Source organism: Pseudomonas sp. 28 E 9 (assembly GCF_900004785.1).
Classification (GTDB): Bacteria; Pseudomonadota; Gammaproteobacteria; order Pseudomonadales; family Pseudomonadaceae; genus Aquipseudomonas; species Aquipseudomonas orientalis_A.
In genome coordinates this window covers 450860-467017 of record NZ_CVTK01000050.1, presented here as the reverse complement: position 1 = coordinate 467017, position 16158 = coordinate 450860, and the positions used below count along the sequence as shown (strand labels likewise).

The window sequence follows — 16158 nt, the reverse complement described above, 5'->3', positions numbered from 1 at the left end:
AAAGTCCTTAGCGCGTGCCGCCGCTCTGCTTGAGAAAATTGGCGAACAGCTCGTAGCCCTGCTCGGTCAGGATCGATTCAGGGTGAAACTGCACCCCTTCGATATTCAGTGTCTTGTGGCGCAGGCCCATGATCTCATCGACCGAGCCGTCCTCCAGCTGGGTCCAGGCCGTCAGTTCCAGGCACTCGGGCAGGGTTTCGCGCTTGACCACCAGGGAATGGTAACGGGTCACGGTTACAGGATTGTTGAGCCCCTGGAAGACCCCCAGGTCCTTGTGAAATACCGGGCTGGTCTTGCCGTGCATCACCTGGCGCGCGCGCACCACATCACCGCCAAAGGCCTGGCCAATGGACTGGTGCCCCAGGCACACGCCCAGAATCGGCAGCTTGCCGGCGAAATACTGGATGGCTTCCAGGGAGATGCCCGCTTCGGTCGGCGTGCACGGGCCGGGCGATACCACGATGCGCTCCGGGTTCAGCGCAGCGATCTGGGCGACTGTCAGTTCGTCGTTGCGCACCACCTTGACCTCGGCACCCAGCTCGCCCAGGTACTGCACAACGTTGTAGGTAAAGGAATCGTAGTTATCAATCATCAGCAACATGTGGGTTCAAACCTCTTGAATTCACTGATTTCAAATGACCGCCTTCCAGGCATTTGGCCCGCTGCCGGACGCACGTTCCGGTTGCCGGGGTGAGCGGCAAGGGGCGTCAAACAGGGTGAAGAAGGCAAATCGGTACAGGTCCGGCCAGGCCGGCGGAGAAAAATGTCAGGCGCGCCAACGCCAACGGGCGTGTGCCTTGACTACTCGCATCAAGAGTCTGCTGATGATCAACACGGGGAGGGTCTCATTCATACGTCCAGGCACAGTAACGTAGCCTCGCCAACCGTGCAATATGGCGCCGCAAATACGGGCTGGGCTCAATGCGCTGCCCACAGCAAAATTCGGTTTTGCCCTATAGAAAACGCTCGATACTTTGCTAGTGTTTCGGTTCCGACACAAAAACAACTCAATGGAATTTTCCATGCTCAGAACTCCGTTGTTCGCACCCCTGGCCGCCGGCTTGCTTTCCCTGGCTTGTGCACAGGCTCATGCAGCATCGTCACCCTATTCAACAATGGTGGTATTCGGTGACAGCCTGGCCGATGCCGGCCAGTTTCCCGACGGCAGTGCCGGATCGACCCTGCGCTTCACCAACCGTACCGGGCCGACGTTCCAGGGAGACTATGGTCTGGTTTCTTCGACGCTGCTCGGCGCGAAGCTGGGTGTAGCGCCAAACGACCTGAATGCCTCCACCTCACCGGTGCGCGCGATCCAGGGCTTGCCGGACGGAAACAACTGGGCGGTCGGCGGCTACCGTACCGACAATATCCTCGACTCCATCACCAACGTCTCCAACGCGGCGATCCCACCCGGCAATGCAGGGGGCGGCACGGTGCTGCGCAGTCGACAGGGTTACCTGCCGGCAAACGGCGGGCTGGCCGATCCGAATGCGCTGTACTTTCTCTCCGGTGGCGGCAATGACTTCCTCCAGGGGCGCGTACTCAGCCCCGCTCAAGCGGTCGCCGCCGGCGGGCGATTGGCCGACAGCGCACAGGCCCTGCAACAAGCCGGTGCGCGTTACATCATGGTATGGATGTTGCCCGACATCGGCCTGACGCCGGCCGTCAACGGCACGCCGCAGCAGGCAGCGACGTCGGCCCTGAGCGCTGTTTTCAACCAGTCCCTGGTACAGCGCCTGTCGCAGATCGATGCGCAGGTCATCCCGCTGAACATTCCATTGTTATTGAATGAAGCCTTCGCCAATCCGGCCCGCTTCGGCCTCGCCACCGGGCAAAACCTCACGGGCACCTGCTTCAGTGGCAACAGTTGCACCGCCAATCCGGTGTACGGCATCGGTGGCACCAACCCGGACCCGACCAAGCTGATCTATAACGACTCGGTCCACCCGACCATCGCCGGGCAACAGCTGATCGCCGACTACGCCTATTCGCTGCTCGCCGCGCCGTGGGAAATCACGCTGCTGCCGGAAATGGCCCAGGGCACATTGCGCGCCCACCAGGATGAGTTGCGCAATCAATGGCAGGCAGACACCGGCCACTGGCAAGCCGTCGGCCAATGGCGCGCGATCGTGGCAGCCGGCGGCCAGCGGCTGGATTTCGACGACCAGAACAGCTCGGCAAGCGGCGATGGCAGCGGTTACAACCTCAATATCGGCGGCAGCTACCGACTCAACGAAGCCTGGCGCGTAGGCGTCGCCGCGGGCCTGTACCGCCAGACACTGGAAGCCGGCGCCAGCGATTCGGATTACAAGCTCAACAGCTACATGGGCACCGCGTTCGCCCAATATCAGCAGAATCACTGGTGGGCCGATGCGGCCTTGACCGGCGGCAAACTGGACTTCGATAACCTCAAGCGCAAGTTCGCCCTGGGCGTCAGCGAAGGTTCGGAGAAAGGTGACACCGATGGCTGGCTCTGGGCCTTGAGTGGCCGCGTGGGCTACGACATCGCTGCGCCAGGCAGCGACTGGCACCTGTCGCCCTTCATCAGCGCCGATTATGCGCGCGTCGAAGTCAACGGCTACTCGGAGAAAGACAGCCGCTCCACCGCCCTGACCTTTGATGACCAACAGCGCGACTCCAAACGCCTTGGCGTCGGCTTGCAAGGCAGCTACCGCATCACCCCGCAGACCCAGGTGTATGGGGAAGTGGCGCATGAGCATGAGTTCGAGAACGACACGCAGAAGGTCAACATCGCGCTCAACAGCGTGCCGGGGATCGACTTCAAGCTGGACGGGTATACGCCGCGCAGTAATTCGGATCGCTTGAGCCTGGGTGTCAGCCACAAGCTGACGCAGGAACTGGCGTTGCGCGCGGCGTATAACGTGAGGAAGGATGACAACCTGACCCAGCAAGGGGTCAGTGTCGGGGTGAGCCTGGATTTCTAACGGCAGCACAATGAAGGTCTAATGTGGGAGGGGGCTTGCCCTCGATAGCGGTCTGTAAGTCCATGATGTGCTGGCTGAAACACTGCTATCGGGGGCAAGCCCCCTCCCACATTTGAATCACATTCGGCTTCAGTCCTGCGGGGTTTGCTCAGCCAGCGCCACCGCCCGGAACATCGCGCGGCGCTTGTTCAGGGTTTCTTCCCATTCCAGGGCCGGCACCGAGTCAGCCACAATGCCGCCACCGGCCTGCACATGCAGTTCGCCATCCTTGATCACTGCCGTACGGATCGCAATCGCGGTGTCCATGTTGCCGTTCCAGGCGAAATACCCCACGGCGCCGCCGTAGACGCCTCGCTTGACCGGCTCCAGCTCGTCGATGATTTCCATCGCGCGAATCTTCGGCGCGCCCGACAAGGTACCGGCCGGCAGAATGGCACGCAGTGCGTCCATCGCGGTCAACCCGGCTTTCAGTTCCCCGGTGACGTTGGACACAATGTGCATCACATTGGAGTACCGTTCGATGACCATCTTCTCGGTCAACTTTACCGAGCCGATTTCCGAGACACGCCCCGTGTCATTGCGCCCCAGATCAATCAGCATCAGGTGCTCGGCGATTTCCTTGTCGTCGCTCAACAGGTCTTCTTCCAACGCCAGGTCCGCTTCTTCGGTGGCGCCACGCGGGCGCGTACCGGCGATGGGCCGCACGGTGATCAGGTTGTCTTCGACGCGCACCAGCACTTCCGGTGAACTGCCCACCACGTGGAAATCGCCGAAGTTGAAGAAGTACATGTACGGCGTCGGGTTGAAGCAGCGCAGCGCCCGGTACAGGTCAATCGGCGCCGCCTTGAAATCAATCGACATCCGTTGCGACGGCACCACCTGCATGCAGTCACCGGCGAGGATGTATTCCTTGATGGTGTCCACTGCGCGCTCGTAGTCCGCCTGCGTGAAGCTGGAACGAAACACCGGGTCAGCGGCAGGCGGACGGCTGAGGTCCAGGCCACGACGCGGCGTGATCGGCTGGCGCAGCTTGTCCAGCAGTGCTTCGAGACTGGCCTGGCCTTGTTCGTAGGCATCCGCCCGGGACGGGTCGGCCAGCACAATCGCGTGCATCTTGCCGGCGAGGTTGTCGAACACCACGACCGCATCGGAGACCATCAGCAGGATGTCCGGCACGCCCAGCGGGTCCGGGTTCGGGCATTTACCCAGGCGCTGCTCCACGTAGCGCACGCAGTCATAACCGAAATACCCCACCAGGCCGCCGTTAAAACGCGGCAGGCCGGCAATGGTCGGCACGTTGTAGCGCGCCTTGAAGGCCTCGACGAACGCCAGCGGGTCGTCTACGTCATGGCTTTCGATCTCGACGCCATCATGGGTGATGCTCACATGATGGTCATGAACCCGCAGTACCGTGCGGCACGGCAGGCCGATGATCGAATAACGGCCCCACTTCTCGCCGCCCTGTACCGACTCCAGCAGATACGAGTTCGGCTCATCGGCCAGTTTCAGGTAGATCGACAGCGGCGTGTCGAAGTCGGCCAGGGTTTCGCGGGCCATGGGGATACGGTTATAGCCGGCAGCGGCCAAACGCAGGAATTCTTCGCGGATCATCAGGTGCCTCGTGGTGTGAGGGTCAATCGGTCGGTAGGCAAACGTGCCGCACAAAGCGGCCAGGATCAGTCAGGCGCGCCAACGCCAGCGGGCCAGGGCCTTGATGACTTTCATCCAGAGTTTGCGAGTGACCACCACGATGGGATTTCCTGAAAAGGACGGATCAATATCGGGCAACGTTATCTCAGCGCCCGCGCCCAGGCAACCGGGGATTAACAGGCGCAGGTCATCAATCACCAGCGCCGGCGATTCTTCGGCAATCGGCCGGCCATGGTTGTAGCCGTAACTCAAGGCCACGCACTGCACCCCTGCGGCTTTTGCCGCCAATACATCGCTGCGCGAATCGCCCACGAACAACGATTGGGACGCCGGAATGTTGGCCATTTTCATCACGAAGAACAGCGCCGCCGGGTCGGGCTTTTTCTGCGGCAGGGTGTCGCCGCCGATGATCCAGCGAAAATACCGGCCGATCTTCATCTGGTCCAACAGCGGTGCGACGAAGCGCTCCGGCTTGTTGGTGATCAAGGCCATTTCCACGCCCTGCTTGCTCAACCATTTGAGGGTGTCACGCACGCCGGGGTACACCACCGTCAGTTCGTGGCTGCTTTCATAGGCGGCATTGAACAGCTCCAGGGCATGTTCGGCTTCCACCTCATCCACACCGGCGGCGTCGATATTGCCCGCCAGCGCCCGACGCACCAGCATCGGCGCACCGTTGCCGACCCATTCGCGCACCGCCTCGATCCCCGCAGGCTTGCGCCCCAGTTTGAGCAGCATCTGGTCCACCGCCGCCGCCAGGTCGGGCACCGAGTCGATCAAGGTACCGTCCAGATCGAACATCACCAGCCGTGGCAATTTGCCGGGGAACAGCTGCTCAAAGCCGCTCATGGACGCGCCAGCGCCAGTTCGGCGTGCATCTTGGCGATGACTTCCTGGTAATCCGGGGCATTGAAGATCGCCGAGCCGGCCACGAACGTATCGGCACCCGCAGCAGCGATCTCGCGAATATTGTTGACGTTGACCCCACCGTCGATTTCCAGGCGGATATCGCGGCCCGATGCGTCGATCAGCGCCCGCGCTTCGCGCAGTTTGTTCAGGGTGCCGGGGATGAACTTCTGCCCGCCAAAACCCGGGTTGACGCTCATCAGCAGGACCATGTCGACCTTGTCCATCACGTACTCCAGCACGCTCAAGGGTGTGGCCGGGTTGAACACCAGGCCTGCCTTGCAGCCGCCTTCGCGGATCAGTTGCAGGGTACGGTCGACGTGCAGCGTGGCTTCCGGGTGGAACGTGATGTAGGTCGCACCGGCTTCGATGAAGTCGCCGACAATGCGGTCCACCGGGCTGACCATCAGGTGTGCGTCGATCGGCGCGGTAATCCCGTACTTGCGCAACGCTGCGCAGACCATCGGGCCGATGGTCAGGTTGGGCACGTAGTGGTTGTCCATGACGTCGAAGTGCACGAAGTCGGCGCCGGCGGCCAACACCTTGTCCACTTCTTCGCCCAGGCGGGCGAAGTCGGCGGAGAGAATCGATGGAGCAATGACGAAGGGCTGCATGACGCACCTTTTTTGAGCTAAATCACGATGGCGCGCATTGTATACCTCAGCTTTGCCCTGCGCACCGTGACCTCACTCAACGGCTAGTACGCCGCCCGGTAGATTTTCTCGATATCGGCCGCGCTGAGCTGGCGCGGGTTATTGCGCATCAGGCGTTCGATGCCCGCCGCTTCAGTGGCCATCGCCGGGATAGCCTCCTCAGGCACGCCGAAACTGCGCAGGCCGGCCGGGATTTCGACGGCGGCGCACAGTTTCGTCATCGCCTCGACAGCCTGGTCGGCGGCATCATTCACGCTCAGCCCGCTGACATTCACGCCCATGGCCTGGGCGATGTCGCGCATCCGCTCGACACAGGCCAGCTTGTTCCAGTGCATCACATAGGGCAGCAACAGCGCATTGCTCACGCCGTGGGCGATGTTGAACCGGCCGCCCAACGGATACGCCAGCGCATGCACCGCGCCCACGCCGGCATTGCCGAAGGCCATCCCGGCCATCAGGCTGGCGGTGGCCATGTCGTCACGGGCTTGCAGGTTGGCCGGGTTGGCGTAAACCTTGGGCAGTGCGCTGGCAATCAGCTTGATCGCGCCGATCGCCAGCGCATCGGTGATCGGCGAGGCGTTCAGCGACAGGTAGGATTCAATGGCATGCACCAGTGCGTCGACGCCACTGGCGGCGGTGACGCTGCGCGGGCAGGTCAGGGTCATTTGCGGGCTGATCAGCGCCACATCCGGCAGCAGGTAGTCGCTGACGATGCCTTTTTTCAGCTGCGCGGCCTTGTCCGAGAGGATTGCCACGTTGGTCACCTCCGAGCCGGTGCCCGCCGTGGTGGGAATGGCGATCAACGGCGGGCCCTTGCGCGGCACCTGGTCGACCCCGAACAAATCCGCCAGGGCGCCGTGGTAACCGGCGTAAGCGGCGACGCTCTTGGCGATGTCGATGGCACTGCCGCCGCCCACGCCGATCAGGCCATCGTGCCCGCCATCGCGGTAGGCCTGCATGCAGTCTTCGACAATGGCGATTTCCGGGTCGGGCAGCACGCGGTCGAAAATTTCATACGGGCGGCCGCCCAAGTGCTCGAGCGCCAGCGCCACCGTGCCGGACTTGACCAGCACGGCATCGGTGACGATCAACGGATTATCCACATCCAGGCGGGTGAGTTCGGCGGCGAGCTGTTCAATGGCGCCAGCGCCGGTGAGCAGTTTGTGGGCGATCTTGAATGAGGAAGTACTCATGTGCGCGGCCTCTTATTGAGAGATGGGCTGGCACAAGAGTAGCTCGGGATTTCGGGTTGCCTAGCATTCAGCAACTGAATGGTCATTATCTGAATGAACAAAGAACCAATGTGGGAGGGGGCTTGCCCCCGATAGCAGTGTGTCAGTCAGCACATCTGAGACTGATACACCGCTATCGGGGGCAAGCCCCCTCCCACATTTTGATCTGTGCCGGGTTTTAGACCTGTGCGGTACGCAGCTTTTCGCCCCGCCCGCGCAACCATTCAAGCGTCAGCAACAGCACCACTGAAAACCCGATCAGCAACGTCGCCGCCGCTGCAATCGTTGGGCTGAGATTTTCCCGAATGCCGCTGAACATCTGCCGTGGCAACGTGGCTTGCTCGGGCCCTGCGAGAAACAGCGTCACCACCACTTCATCGAACGAGGTGGCGAAGGCAAACAGCGCCCCGGAAATCACCCCCGGAGCGATCAGCGGCAAGGTCACCCGGCGAAACGCGGTCAACGGTGACGCGCCCAGGCTGGCCGCGGCCCGCACCAGATTGTGGTTGAAACCCTGCAAGGTCGCCGACACGGTAATGATCACAAACGGCACGCCCAGCACCGCATGCACCACGATCAACGAGAAGAAGCTGTTACCCAGACCCAGCGGGGCAAAGAACAGGTAACTGGCCACGCCGATAATCACCACCGGCACCACCATCGGCGAAATCACCAATGCCATCACCAATGCCTTGCCGGGGAAGTTGCCACGGGTCAGGCCAATCGCCGCCAGCGTGCCGAACACCATCGCCAGCACCGTGGCCGCCGGGGCGACGATGATGCTGTTGCGCAGGGCGCGCATCCATTCGGCCGAGGCGAAGAAGTCCTGATACCACTGCAGCGAAAAGCCCTGCAACGGATACACCAGGAAACTGCCGCTGTTGAACGACAGCGGGATGATCACCAGCACCGGCAGGATCAGGAACAGCAGGATCAGGCCACACAGAATCCGCAGGCTGTAGAACCACAGCCGCTCCACCGGTGACATATAAGGGCTCAGCATTGCAGGGTCTCCTCAGCTCAGGCGCAGGCGACTGGCGCCCACCAGCCGGTTGTAGATCAGGTACAACAGCACCGTCGCCAGCAGCAGCAAGCCGCCCAGCGCCGTGGCCATGCCCCAGTTGATGCTGGTGTTGGTATAGAAGGCCACGAAGTAGCTGACCATCTGGTCGTTCGGGCTGCCCAGCAAGGCCGGGGTGATGTAGTAACCAATCGCCAGGATGAACACCAACAGGCAACCGGCGCCGACACCGGCGTAGGTCTGCGGGAAGTACACGCGCCAGAAGCTGGCGAAGGGGTGACAGCCCAGGGAAATCGCCGCACGCATGTAGGTTGGCGAAATGCCCTTCATCACGCTGTAGATCGGCAGGATCATGAACGGCAGCAGGATATGCACCATGGAGATGTACACACCGGTACGGTTGAACACCAACTCCAGCGGCGTATCGATCAGGCCCATGCCCATCAGGGCGCTGTTGATCAGGCCACCGGATTGCAGCAGTACGATCCACGCCGCCACACGCACCAGGATCGAGGTCCAGAACGGCAGCAATACCAGGATCATCAGCAGGTTGCTTTTACGCGCCGGCAGGTTGGCCAGCAGGTACGCCAGGGGATAGGCCAGCAGCAGGCAGATCACGGTGATGACCAGGCCCATCCAGAATGTGCGGGCGAAGATATCCAGATAGATAGCCTGGTCAGGCGTGGCCGGCGCGATTTCGCCCAGGTCGTCGATACGGTGATCGACGGCCGCCAGCAGGTAGTAAGGCGTCAGGCTGCTGGTATTGCGTCGGATCGCCTGCCAGTACGCCGGGTCGCCCCAGCGTTCGTCGAGGGTTTCCAGCGCAGCTTTATAAGAGGCCGGCGCGTCGGCAAACGGCAGCGCCCGCGCGGTTTTGGTCAGCAGGCTGCGATAGCCGGCCAGTTCCATGTTCAAGCGCTTGGACAGATCGCCCAGGGTCTGGTTTTTGCGCGCTTCGCCCAGGTCCTCACTGAGCGCCTGGTACACCGACTCGCCGGGCAAGCCACGACCGTCCCAGGCCGTCACTGCTAACACTGTGCGCGGCAGGCCTGCGACCACTTCCGGGTTGCCGACGCTTTTGTAGAGCAGCGCAACAATGGGCACCAGGAACACCAGCAGCAAAAACAGCACCAGCGGCGCAATCAAGGCCTGGGCCTTCCAGCGGTTGAGCCGCTCGGCACGGGCCAGGCGCTGCTTGAGGGTGGGAATGGCGAGGGCCATGACTGAACTCCGGATCTTGAAGATAAATGCAGATCCCCTGTGGGAGGGGGCAAGCCCTAATGCCAATCTGTAGGAGCGAGCTTGCTCGCGAAAAACTCACAGGCGCCGCGTTCATTCAGGAAGCACGCGTTATCGTTGACGTTTTTCGCGAGCAAGCTCGCTCCTACAGACTGGGAGGGGGCAAGCCCCCTCCCACATGGATTATTTGGCGGCCCAGGAATTGAAGCGCTGCTCAAGCTGCTCGCCGTTATCGGCCCAGAAGCTCACATCGATCTGCACCTGGTTGGCGATATTTTCCGGCGTGGTCGGCATGTCCTTGAGCACGTCTTTGGCCAGCAACGGCACGGCCTGGGTGTTGGCCGGGCCGTAGGCGATGTTTTCCGAATAGATCTTCTGCTGCTGCGGCTGCACCGAAAAGGCGATGAATTTTTTCGCCGCTTCGGCGCGATCCTTCGCCAGGCCTTTTGGAATGGCCCAGGCGTCGAAGTCGTAGATGCCGCCGTTCCACACCACTTTGAGGTTGCTTTCTTTCTGCACGGCGGCGATCCGGCCGTTGTAGGCCGAGCTCATCACGACGTCACCCGAGGCCAGGTATTGCGGCGGCTGTGCACCGGCTTCCCACCACTGGATCGACGGCTTGAGTTCGTCGAGTTTCTTGAATGCACGGTCCTGGCCATGTTTGCCGGCCAGCACTTTGTAGACGTCCTTGGGCGCTACGCCGTCGGCCATCAGCGCGAATTCCAGGGTGTATTTGGCGCCTTTGCGCAGGCCACGCTTACCCGGGAATTTCCTGGTGTCCCAGAAATCCGCCCAGCTGGTCGGTGCACTGGCGAGTTTGTCGGCGTTATAGGCCAGCACCGTCGACCACACGAAGAAGCCCACGCCGCAGGGCTGGATCGCGCCTTTGACGTAGTCGGCGCCGTTGCCGAACAGTTTCGGGTCGAGGGGCTCGAACATGTCTTCGTCGCAACCACGGGACAGTTCAGGCGACTCCACTTCCACCAGGTCCCAGGACACGCTCTTGGTGTCGACCATGGCTTTGACCTTGGCCATTTCACCGTTGTATTCACCGGCAATGATCTTGCCGTTGCCCGCGCTTTCCCACGGGGCATAGAAGGCCTTGACCTGGGCCGCCTTGTTCGCGCCGCCAAAGGAAACGACGGTCAGGTCCGGGCCTGCCATGGCCTGTGTCGCGCCCATCAGGCCGATAGCCAGGGCCGAATACTTAAGGGATCTCAACATTGTTGTGCTCTCCACGTGCAGGGTTGGTGAAGCCAGGGGGCGATCAATTCGCCTCTAGAAGTGGGTCGAGTGCGCGAACGTGCTCGACTTGCCAGCCAATCGGTACCACGTCGCCGACCGTCAGGGCCGGGTCCAGCTCGGCGATCGGTTGTTTCACGAAAAAATCGGTTTTGCCGCAGACTTCCAGGCGCACACGCACGTGGTCGCCCAGGTAGATGAACTCCGCCACCCGCCCGGAAAAACGGTTGATGCAACGGTCACTTGCGCCATTGAGGCTGACGCGCTCCGGCCGCACCGACAGCGTCACCGGGCCGCCGATCGAGCCGACGTTCACCGCCAGCGCCTCGACCTTTTCGCCGCGCGCCAGCTCCACCACACAGCGCTCGCCGGTGTGGCTGTGCAGACGGCCATTGAGACGGTTGTTTTCGCCGATGAAGTTGGCCACAAAAGTATTTTTCGGCTCTTCATACAGGCTGCGCGGCGCGGCGATCTGCTGGATTTCGCCCTGGTGGAACACCGCCACGCGGTCGGACATGGTCAAGGCTTCGCCCTGGTCATGGGTCACATACACCACGGTCACGCCAAGGCGCTGATGCAGGTGCTTGATTTCCATCTGCATGTGTTCGCGCAATTGCTTGTCGAGGGCGCCGAGGGGTTCGTCCATCAGCACCAGTTGCGGCTCGAACACCAACGCGCGCGCCAACGCCACCCGCTGTTGCTGGCCCCCGGACAGTTGCGCCGGATAGCGTTGGGCGAACGCGTCGAGCTGGACCATGTTCAGCACGCGCTTGACCCGCTCACTGATGTCGGTCTTGCTCAAGCCACGCACGGACAGGGGAAACGCCAGGTTCTCGGCCACGGTCATGTGCGGGAACAGCGCATAGTTCTGGAACACCATGCCGATGTCGCGCTTGTGCGGCGGCACGTTATTGATTGAGCGCCCGGCCAGCTGGATTTCGCCGGCGGTGGGTGTTTCAAAGCCGGCCAGCATCATCAGGCTGGTGGTCTTGCCCGAACCGGACGGCCCGAGCAGGGTGAGGAACTCGCCCTTGCGAATCTCCAGGTTGAGGTCTTTGACGATCAGGTTTTCGCCATCGTAGCTTTTCTGCACGCCACGAAAGCTGACCAGCACATCATTTGAATCCACCTCGCTCATACCCGCACCTTTGTGTTTTGGACCGCTGTGACACAAGCGTAGTCCAGGCGCAAGGCCCCGGAAATCGGGGGCGAGGAGAGAATCCCATCAGCCGGATGGAAGGTTCGGGGTAGGGATCGCCCTACACGGATGGCGGGCATGGGACAGTGCAGCTGCAAGCGACGAGCTGCAAGCGGCAAGAACAGGCTCGGCGGCGTTTTTGAGGTGTCGCTGATGGATACGCCGCTACAGCAGCTTGTGTTCCATGGCGTATTTCACCAACTCGGCCAGGGAGGTGATGTTGAGCTTTTGCATCAAGCGCGCCTTGTGCGTGCTGATGGTTTTGCTGCTCAGGGCCAACTGCAGGGCGATGTCGTTGACGTTGGCACCTTGTGCCAGGCGTTCAAACACCGAAAATTCGCGCTCCGACAGCAGCGAATGCAAGGGGCGCGAATCCGTCAGGCCGACTTCGAAGACCATGCGGTCTGCCAGGTCCGGGTCGATATAGCGCCCACCCGCCGCGACCTTGCGAATCGCCATCAGCAGCAATGCCGGGTCGCTGTCCTTGGTGGCATAGCCGGCCGCACCCACCTTCAGGGCACGGGCGGCCATTTGCGCCTCATCGTGCATGGACAGCACCAGGATCGCCGGCGGGTTGCTCAGCGCGCGGATACGCGCGATAGCCTCCAGGCCATTCACGCCGGGCATGGAGATATCCAGCAACACCACCTCGCACGGCACATGGCGCAGGGTCTCAAGCAATTGCTCGCCATTGCTCGCTTCGCCTACCACCAGCAGGTCCTTGGCCAGGCCAATCAATTGCTTGATGCCTTCCCGGACAATGGTGTGGTCTTCGGCTACCAGTACGCGGATCACAGGGGTTTCCTCTTATCGTTATGCATCCAGCGGCACCGTGACGCTCAGGGTGGTGCCCTCCCCCAACTCGCTGACCAGGCTCAACTGCCCGCCCATGATCAGTACCCGTTCGCGCATGCCGACCAGGCCGAACGATACCGCTCGCCCCTGCGCCTGCACGAAGCCGATACCGTCATCGCTGATGGTCAGCCGCAGGTTCGGGCCATCCACGCCCAGCGTCAGCTCCACAGTATGCGCCTGGGCATGGCGCATCACATTGGTCAGCGCCTCCTGCAGGATGCGGAACAGGCCGATGGCCTTGGCGTCGCTCAGTAGCGGCGGGTTTTCCGGGACGCGAACCAGGCAGGGAATCTGCGTGCGCGCTTCGAAGCGTCGTGCCTGCCATTCGATGGCCGAGGCAATGCCGGCGTCGAGAATCGGCGGGCGCAGCGCCGTGGCGACATCACGGACCAATTGAAAAAGCTGGGCGATCAGGCGCTTCATGCTGTTCAAGCGCTCGTTCAGGCCCGGGTCGAGTTGCGCATAGGCCAATTCACACATTGAGGTTTCCAGCTTGAGCACGGTGAGCATCTGCCCGAGTTCGTCGTGTACTTCGCGGGCGATACGCGCCTTTTCTTCTTCGCGCACCGTTTCCAGGTGGGCTGACAATTGGCGCAACTGTGCCTCGCTTTGCAGCAGGGCGGCCACATAACGGCGACGCTCGGTGACGTCAGTCAGGTAAACCACCAGGTACTCGCCGTCGGCAAAGCGCAGGAAACTCAACGACACGTCTGCCGGCAGGATGCTGCCGTCGGCGCGCAGGCAGTCGGTGGCAAAGGTCTGCGCGCCCTCCTCGCTGGCACGCCCACGCTTCCACAGGTTAAGCCAGCGGTCCATGGTCAGCGTCGGGTCAAAGTCGATCAGCGGTCGCTCGATCAATGCGCCAGCGCCATAGCCGAGCATGGTTTCGGCGGCGCGATTGGCGTAACGCACGTGACTGTCCCAATTGACCCACAGGATGCCGACCGTACTTTGATCGATGGAAAACTGCGTCAGGCGCAAGGCTTCAGCGCCAGCGGCGCGCGCCGCACTTTCCTCCCGCGCCGCCAACAGATCGTGCTCCAGGTTGCGTTGTTGGCGGCGCTGCCAGAGCACCGCGGCGAGGCTGGCGAGCAGTAATAGCCCAAGCAGCACGCTGAGGTTTTTCCACACGCCCATGGCGTTTGATAAACGCGGGTACTGAGGTTGCAGCCAGCGGCTGTGCAATTGGTCGAGGTCGCGGGCGGGTATCGCCCGCAAGGCGCTTTGCATGATGCCGGCCAGTTGCGGCCATTCACGCCGCGTGGCCACTCGCAGCAACTGCGGCAGGCCGATATCGCCGACCACCGCCAGCCCGGCAAACTCCGCCTCGCCGGATAACCGGCCCAGTTGCGCCTCATCCACCACCGCATAGCGGGCCTGCCGGCTCACCAGTAACTGCAGGGCCTGGCGCTCCATGGGCACGCCTTGCAGGTTGAGGTTGGGATAGGTGCTGCGCAGGTAGTCGGCCACCGTGCTGGGCATGCGCACCGCGATGCGCGATTGTGCGTCGAGTTTTTCCAGCTCCACCGCGCCGCCGCCTTCACGAATACCGACAATATGCTGGGGCACGCGCATATAAGGGTCGCTGAACAACCACAGGCGCAAGCCGGCCGGGGTTTGCTGCAGGCCGGGGGCGATGTCCACCTCGCCGTCGCGCACGGCGGCCTCCAATTGCTGCTGATCGGGAAAGTTGCGCCAGGTCAGCTCGATGCCCAGCGCCCTGGCCAGCCACTGCATCAACTCGACATTGGCCCCGGACAACCGCTGCAGCCGTCGGTCGTATTGCGCGTAAGGCGCCTGCAACACCAGGCCCACCCGCAACTGCGGATGCTGCGCCAGCCACGCACGCTGCTGCGCATCCAGTTGCGCCTGGGGCACGACGGGGGCAGGCGCCGCGTTCGCCATCAAGGCAACACACAGACAGCCGATAACCAGCAGCAAGCGAAAACCCATGATCCACGTCTCACATCACTGACAAATACCGATCAACCCATTAGGCTGCTGGGATCTTCCGGCCGGGATTTAACGATGCCACCTCTAAACCGTTCGGCACTGCCAGCATTGTGCCTGTCGCTGCTATTTACCAGCGCCTTTTCTGTTCAAGCCGCCGATGCGCCTGCAGCCGTCGCGGAAAAACCTGCCGAGCGCCAGCCCTTGCCCGAGCGCAGCGAGGCAGAAGCCCGCGCGCTCGAACGCCAGGTTGCGCAACAGGAACAACAACAATTGCAGGCCGGCAGCGAGTCGTTCCTGGCCCTGTGGAGGCCCGCCAACAGCGCCGAACCCCGGGGCGTGGTGATTATCGTGCCAAGTGCCGGCGAAAATGCCGACTGGCCGCAAGCAATCGGCCCGTTGCGGCGCAAACTGCCGGACGCTGCCTGGGGCACCCTCAGCCTGTCATTGCCGGACGTCAATCTGGACACCCTGCCGCCACGCGTCATCGAGCCGCCCAAAGCGGCGGTCGATACCAGCAGCAAGGACGGCAGCACGGTCGCCAAACCCGTCGAACAGGCCGCCAGCGCGGAAGCCGAAGGCACTGACCCGGCTGTGGTACCGGGCGCGGATGAACAGGACAAGACCGACGCCAAACGTATCTTCGACCGCATCGACGCTGCCGTCGCCTTCGCCCAGACCCAGGGCGCCCGCAGTGTGGCACTGCTCGGTCACGGCACCGGCGCATGGTGGGCTGCGCGTTACCTGAGCGAGAAACAACCCGCCCAGGTGCAGAAACTGGTGATGGTGGCCGGCAAGACACCCGCCGCTCGTCAACCGGACCTGCAGCAATTGGCGCCAGCGCTGAAAGTACCTACGGCGGATGTGTTCTACCAGGACGGCGCCCAGGACGGCAAAAACGCACTGGCCCGTATCCAGGCAGCCAAACGCGGCAAGAATGACGGCTACAAGCCGGTGCAACTCCACGCCCTGCCCGGGAACGATGCGGCCGAGCAGGAACAGCTCTACCGGCGAGTTCGCGGCTGGTTGAGCCCGCAGGGCAATGCCGATTGAACACATTTTTCGAAAGTGTTGAATAACCAATGTGGGAGGGAGCTTGCCCCCGATAGCCATAAGTATCTACACAACTCAGCAGCGCCCAACCGTAACCACGATGCGAAGCGAGCCGCTCGTGATCTTGATCTTGATCTGCTTTTGATCTTAAGCGCCCCGTCAAACCACGCTGGCCGAACGCAGGCTTGAATCCGTGGGTAACCCGGCAGGACGC

13 protein-coding genes are annotated in these 16158 nt (G+C 62.2%); 2 read left to right on the top strand and 11 right to left on the bottom strand.

Annotation, left to right across the window (positions count from 1 at the left end; genetic code table 11):
• Nucleotides 1-7 precede the first annotated feature (7 nt).
• A complete protein-coding gene (locus BFQ00_RS18345; RefSeq protein WP_065934317.1) occupies nucleotides 8-601 on the bottom strand; it encodes an aminodeoxychorismate/anthranilate synthase component II in 594 nt (197 codons plus the stop codon).
• A gap of 421 nt (nucleotides 602-1022) precedes the next feature.
• Here BFQ00_RS18345 and estP point away from each other — a divergent pair, with 421 nt between their 5' ends.
• Nucleotides 1023-2945, top strand: coding sequence for an esterase EstP (gene estP, locus BFQ00_RS18340; protein ID WP_065934316.1), 1923 nt, complete (start codon nucleotides 1023-1025; stop codon nucleotides 2943-2945).
• Between the two features lie 129 nt (nucleotides 2946-3074).
• Here estP and trpE read toward each other — a convergent pair whose 3' ends face one another.
• The 10 genes from trpE to BFQ00_RS18290 all read right to left on the bottom strand — a co-directional run bounded on the left by trpE (nucleotide 3075) and on the right by BFQ00_RS18290 (nucleotide 14894).
• Entirely contained in the window at nucleotides 3075-4556 is a 1482-nt protein-coding gene (trpE, locus tag BFQ00_RS18335; protein WP_065885522.1) for an anthranilate synthase component I, read from the bottom strand.
• A 69-nt stretch (nucleotides 4557-4625) separates the two neighbouring features.
• Nucleotides 4626-5444, bottom strand: coding sequence for a phosphoglycolate phosphatase (locus BFQ00_RS18330; protein ID WP_065885521.1), 819 nt, complete (start codon nucleotides 5442-5444; stop codon nucleotides 4626-4628).
• Nucleotides 5441-6115: a ribulose-phosphate 3-epimerase gene (gene rpe, locus BFQ00_RS18325; RefSeq protein WP_065894198.1), complete on the bottom strand. Its 675-nt coding sequence runs from the start codon at nucleotides 6113-6115 to the stop codon at nucleotides 5441-5443. Before rpe ends, BFQ00_RS18330 begins: the two co-directional genes overlap by 4 nt.
• Before the next feature lie 83 nt (nucleotides 6116-6198).
• On the bottom strand, nucleotides 6199-7347 hold the full coding sequence (locus tag BFQ00_RS18320; RefSeq protein ID WP_065934315.1) for an iron-containing alcohol dehydrogenase: 1149 nt from the start codon (nucleotides 7345-7347) through the stop codon (nucleotides 6199-6201).
• A gap of 217 nt (nucleotides 7348-7564) precedes the next feature.
• Nucleotides 7565-8389 (bottom strand): ABC transporter permease, encoded by an 825-nt coding sequence (locus tag BFQ00_RS18315; protein ID WP_065885518.1) that lies wholly within the window; start codon nucleotides 8387-8389, stop codon nucleotides 7565-7567.
• 12 nt (nucleotides 8390-8401) lie between these two features.
• Nucleotides 8402-9628, bottom strand: coding sequence for an ABC transporter permease (locus tag BFQ00_RS18310; RefSeq protein WP_065934314.1), 1227 nt, complete (start codon nucleotides 9626-9628; stop codon nucleotides 8402-8404).
• Between the two features lie 201 nt (nucleotides 9629-9829).
• Complete coding sequence (locus BFQ00_RS18305; protein WP_065934313.1) at nucleotides 9830-10870, bottom strand: ABC transporter substrate-binding protein; 1041 nt, start codon at nucleotides 10868-10870, stop codon at nucleotides 9830-9832.
• A 43-nt stretch (nucleotides 10871-10913) separates the two neighbouring features.
• Nucleotides 10914-12026 (bottom strand): ABC transporter ATP-binding protein, encoded by a 1113-nt coding sequence (locus tag BFQ00_RS18300; RefSeq protein ID WP_065934312.1) that lies wholly within the window; start codon nucleotides 12024-12026, stop codon nucleotides 10914-10916.
• Between the two features lie 225 nt (nucleotides 12027-12251).
• The gene (locus BFQ00_RS18295) at nucleotides 12252-12881 is read right to left on the bottom strand and encodes a response regulator (RefSeq protein ID WP_057723679.1); all 630 of its coding nucleotides are present in this window, start codon (nucleotides 12879-12881) and stop codon (nucleotides 12252-12254) included.
• An 18-nt stretch (nucleotides 12882-12899) separates the two neighbouring features.
• Nucleotides 12900-14894, bottom strand: a complete 1995-nt coding sequence (locus BFQ00_RS18290; RefSeq protein ID WP_065934311.1) for a sensor histidine kinase — start codon at nucleotides 14892-14894, stop codon at nucleotides 12900-12902.
• A gap of 75 nt (nucleotides 14895-14969) precedes the next feature.
• On the opposite strand from BFQ00_RS18290, the gene BFQ00_RS18285 reads away from it, so the two are divergent.
• Nucleotides 14970-15944, top strand: coding sequence for an alpha/beta hydrolase family protein (locus BFQ00_RS18285; protein ID WP_065934310.1), 975 nt, complete (start codon nucleotides 14970-14972; stop codon nucleotides 15942-15944).
• Nucleotides 15945-16158: the final 214 nt, after the last annotated feature.

Bases quoted from the DNA above. Each gene is read 5' to 3' on its own strand.
- BFQ00_RS18315 (WP_065885518.1), bottom strand. From the start codon at position 8,389: ATGCTGAGCCCTTATATGTCACCGGTGGAGCGGCTGTGGTTCTACAGC.
- BFQ00_RS18310 (WP_065934314.1), bottom strand. From the start codon at position 9,628: ATGGCCCTCGCCATTCCCACCCTCAAGCAGCGCCTGGCCCGTGCCGAG.
- BFQ00_RS18290 (WP_065934311.1), bottom strand. From the start codon at position 14,894: ATGGGTTTTCGCTTGCTGCTGGTTATCGGCTGTCTGTGTGTTGCCTTG.
- BFQ00_RS18305 (WP_065934313.1), bottom strand. From the start codon at position 10,870: ATGTTGAGATCCCTTAAGTATTCGGCCCTGGCTATCGGCCTGATGGGC.
- BFQ00_RS18285 (WP_065934310.1), top strand. From the start codon at position 14,970: ATGCCACCTCTAAACCGTTCGGCACTGCCAGCATTGTGCCTGTCGCTG.
- BFQ00_RS18330 (WP_065885521.1), bottom strand. From the start codon at position 5,444: ATGAGCGGCTTTGAGCAGCTGTTCCCCGGCAAATTGCCACGGCTGGTG.
- BFQ00_RS18345 (WP_065934317.1), bottom strand. From the start codon at position 601: ATGTTGCTGATGATTGATAACTACGATTCCTTTACCTACAACGTTGTG.
- trpE (WP_065885522.1), bottom strand. From the start codon at position 4,556: ATGATCCGCGAAGAATTCCTGCGTTTGGCCGCTGCCGGCTATAACCGT.
- BFQ00_RS18300 (WP_065934312.1), bottom strand. From the start codon at position 12,026: ATGAGCGAGGTGGATTCAAATGATGTGCTGGTCAGCTTTCGTGGCGTG.
- estP (WP_065934316.1), top strand. From the start codon at position 1,023: ATGCTCAGAACTCCGTTGTTCGCACCCCTGGCCGCCGGCTTGCTTTCC.
- rpe (WP_065894198.1), bottom strand. From the start codon at position 6,115: ATGCAGCCCTTCGTCATTGCTCCATCGATTCTCTCCGCCGACTTCGCC.
- BFQ00_RS18320 (WP_065934315.1), bottom strand. From the start codon at position 7,347: ATGAGTACTTCCTCATTCAAGATCGCCCACAAACTGCTCACCGGCGCT.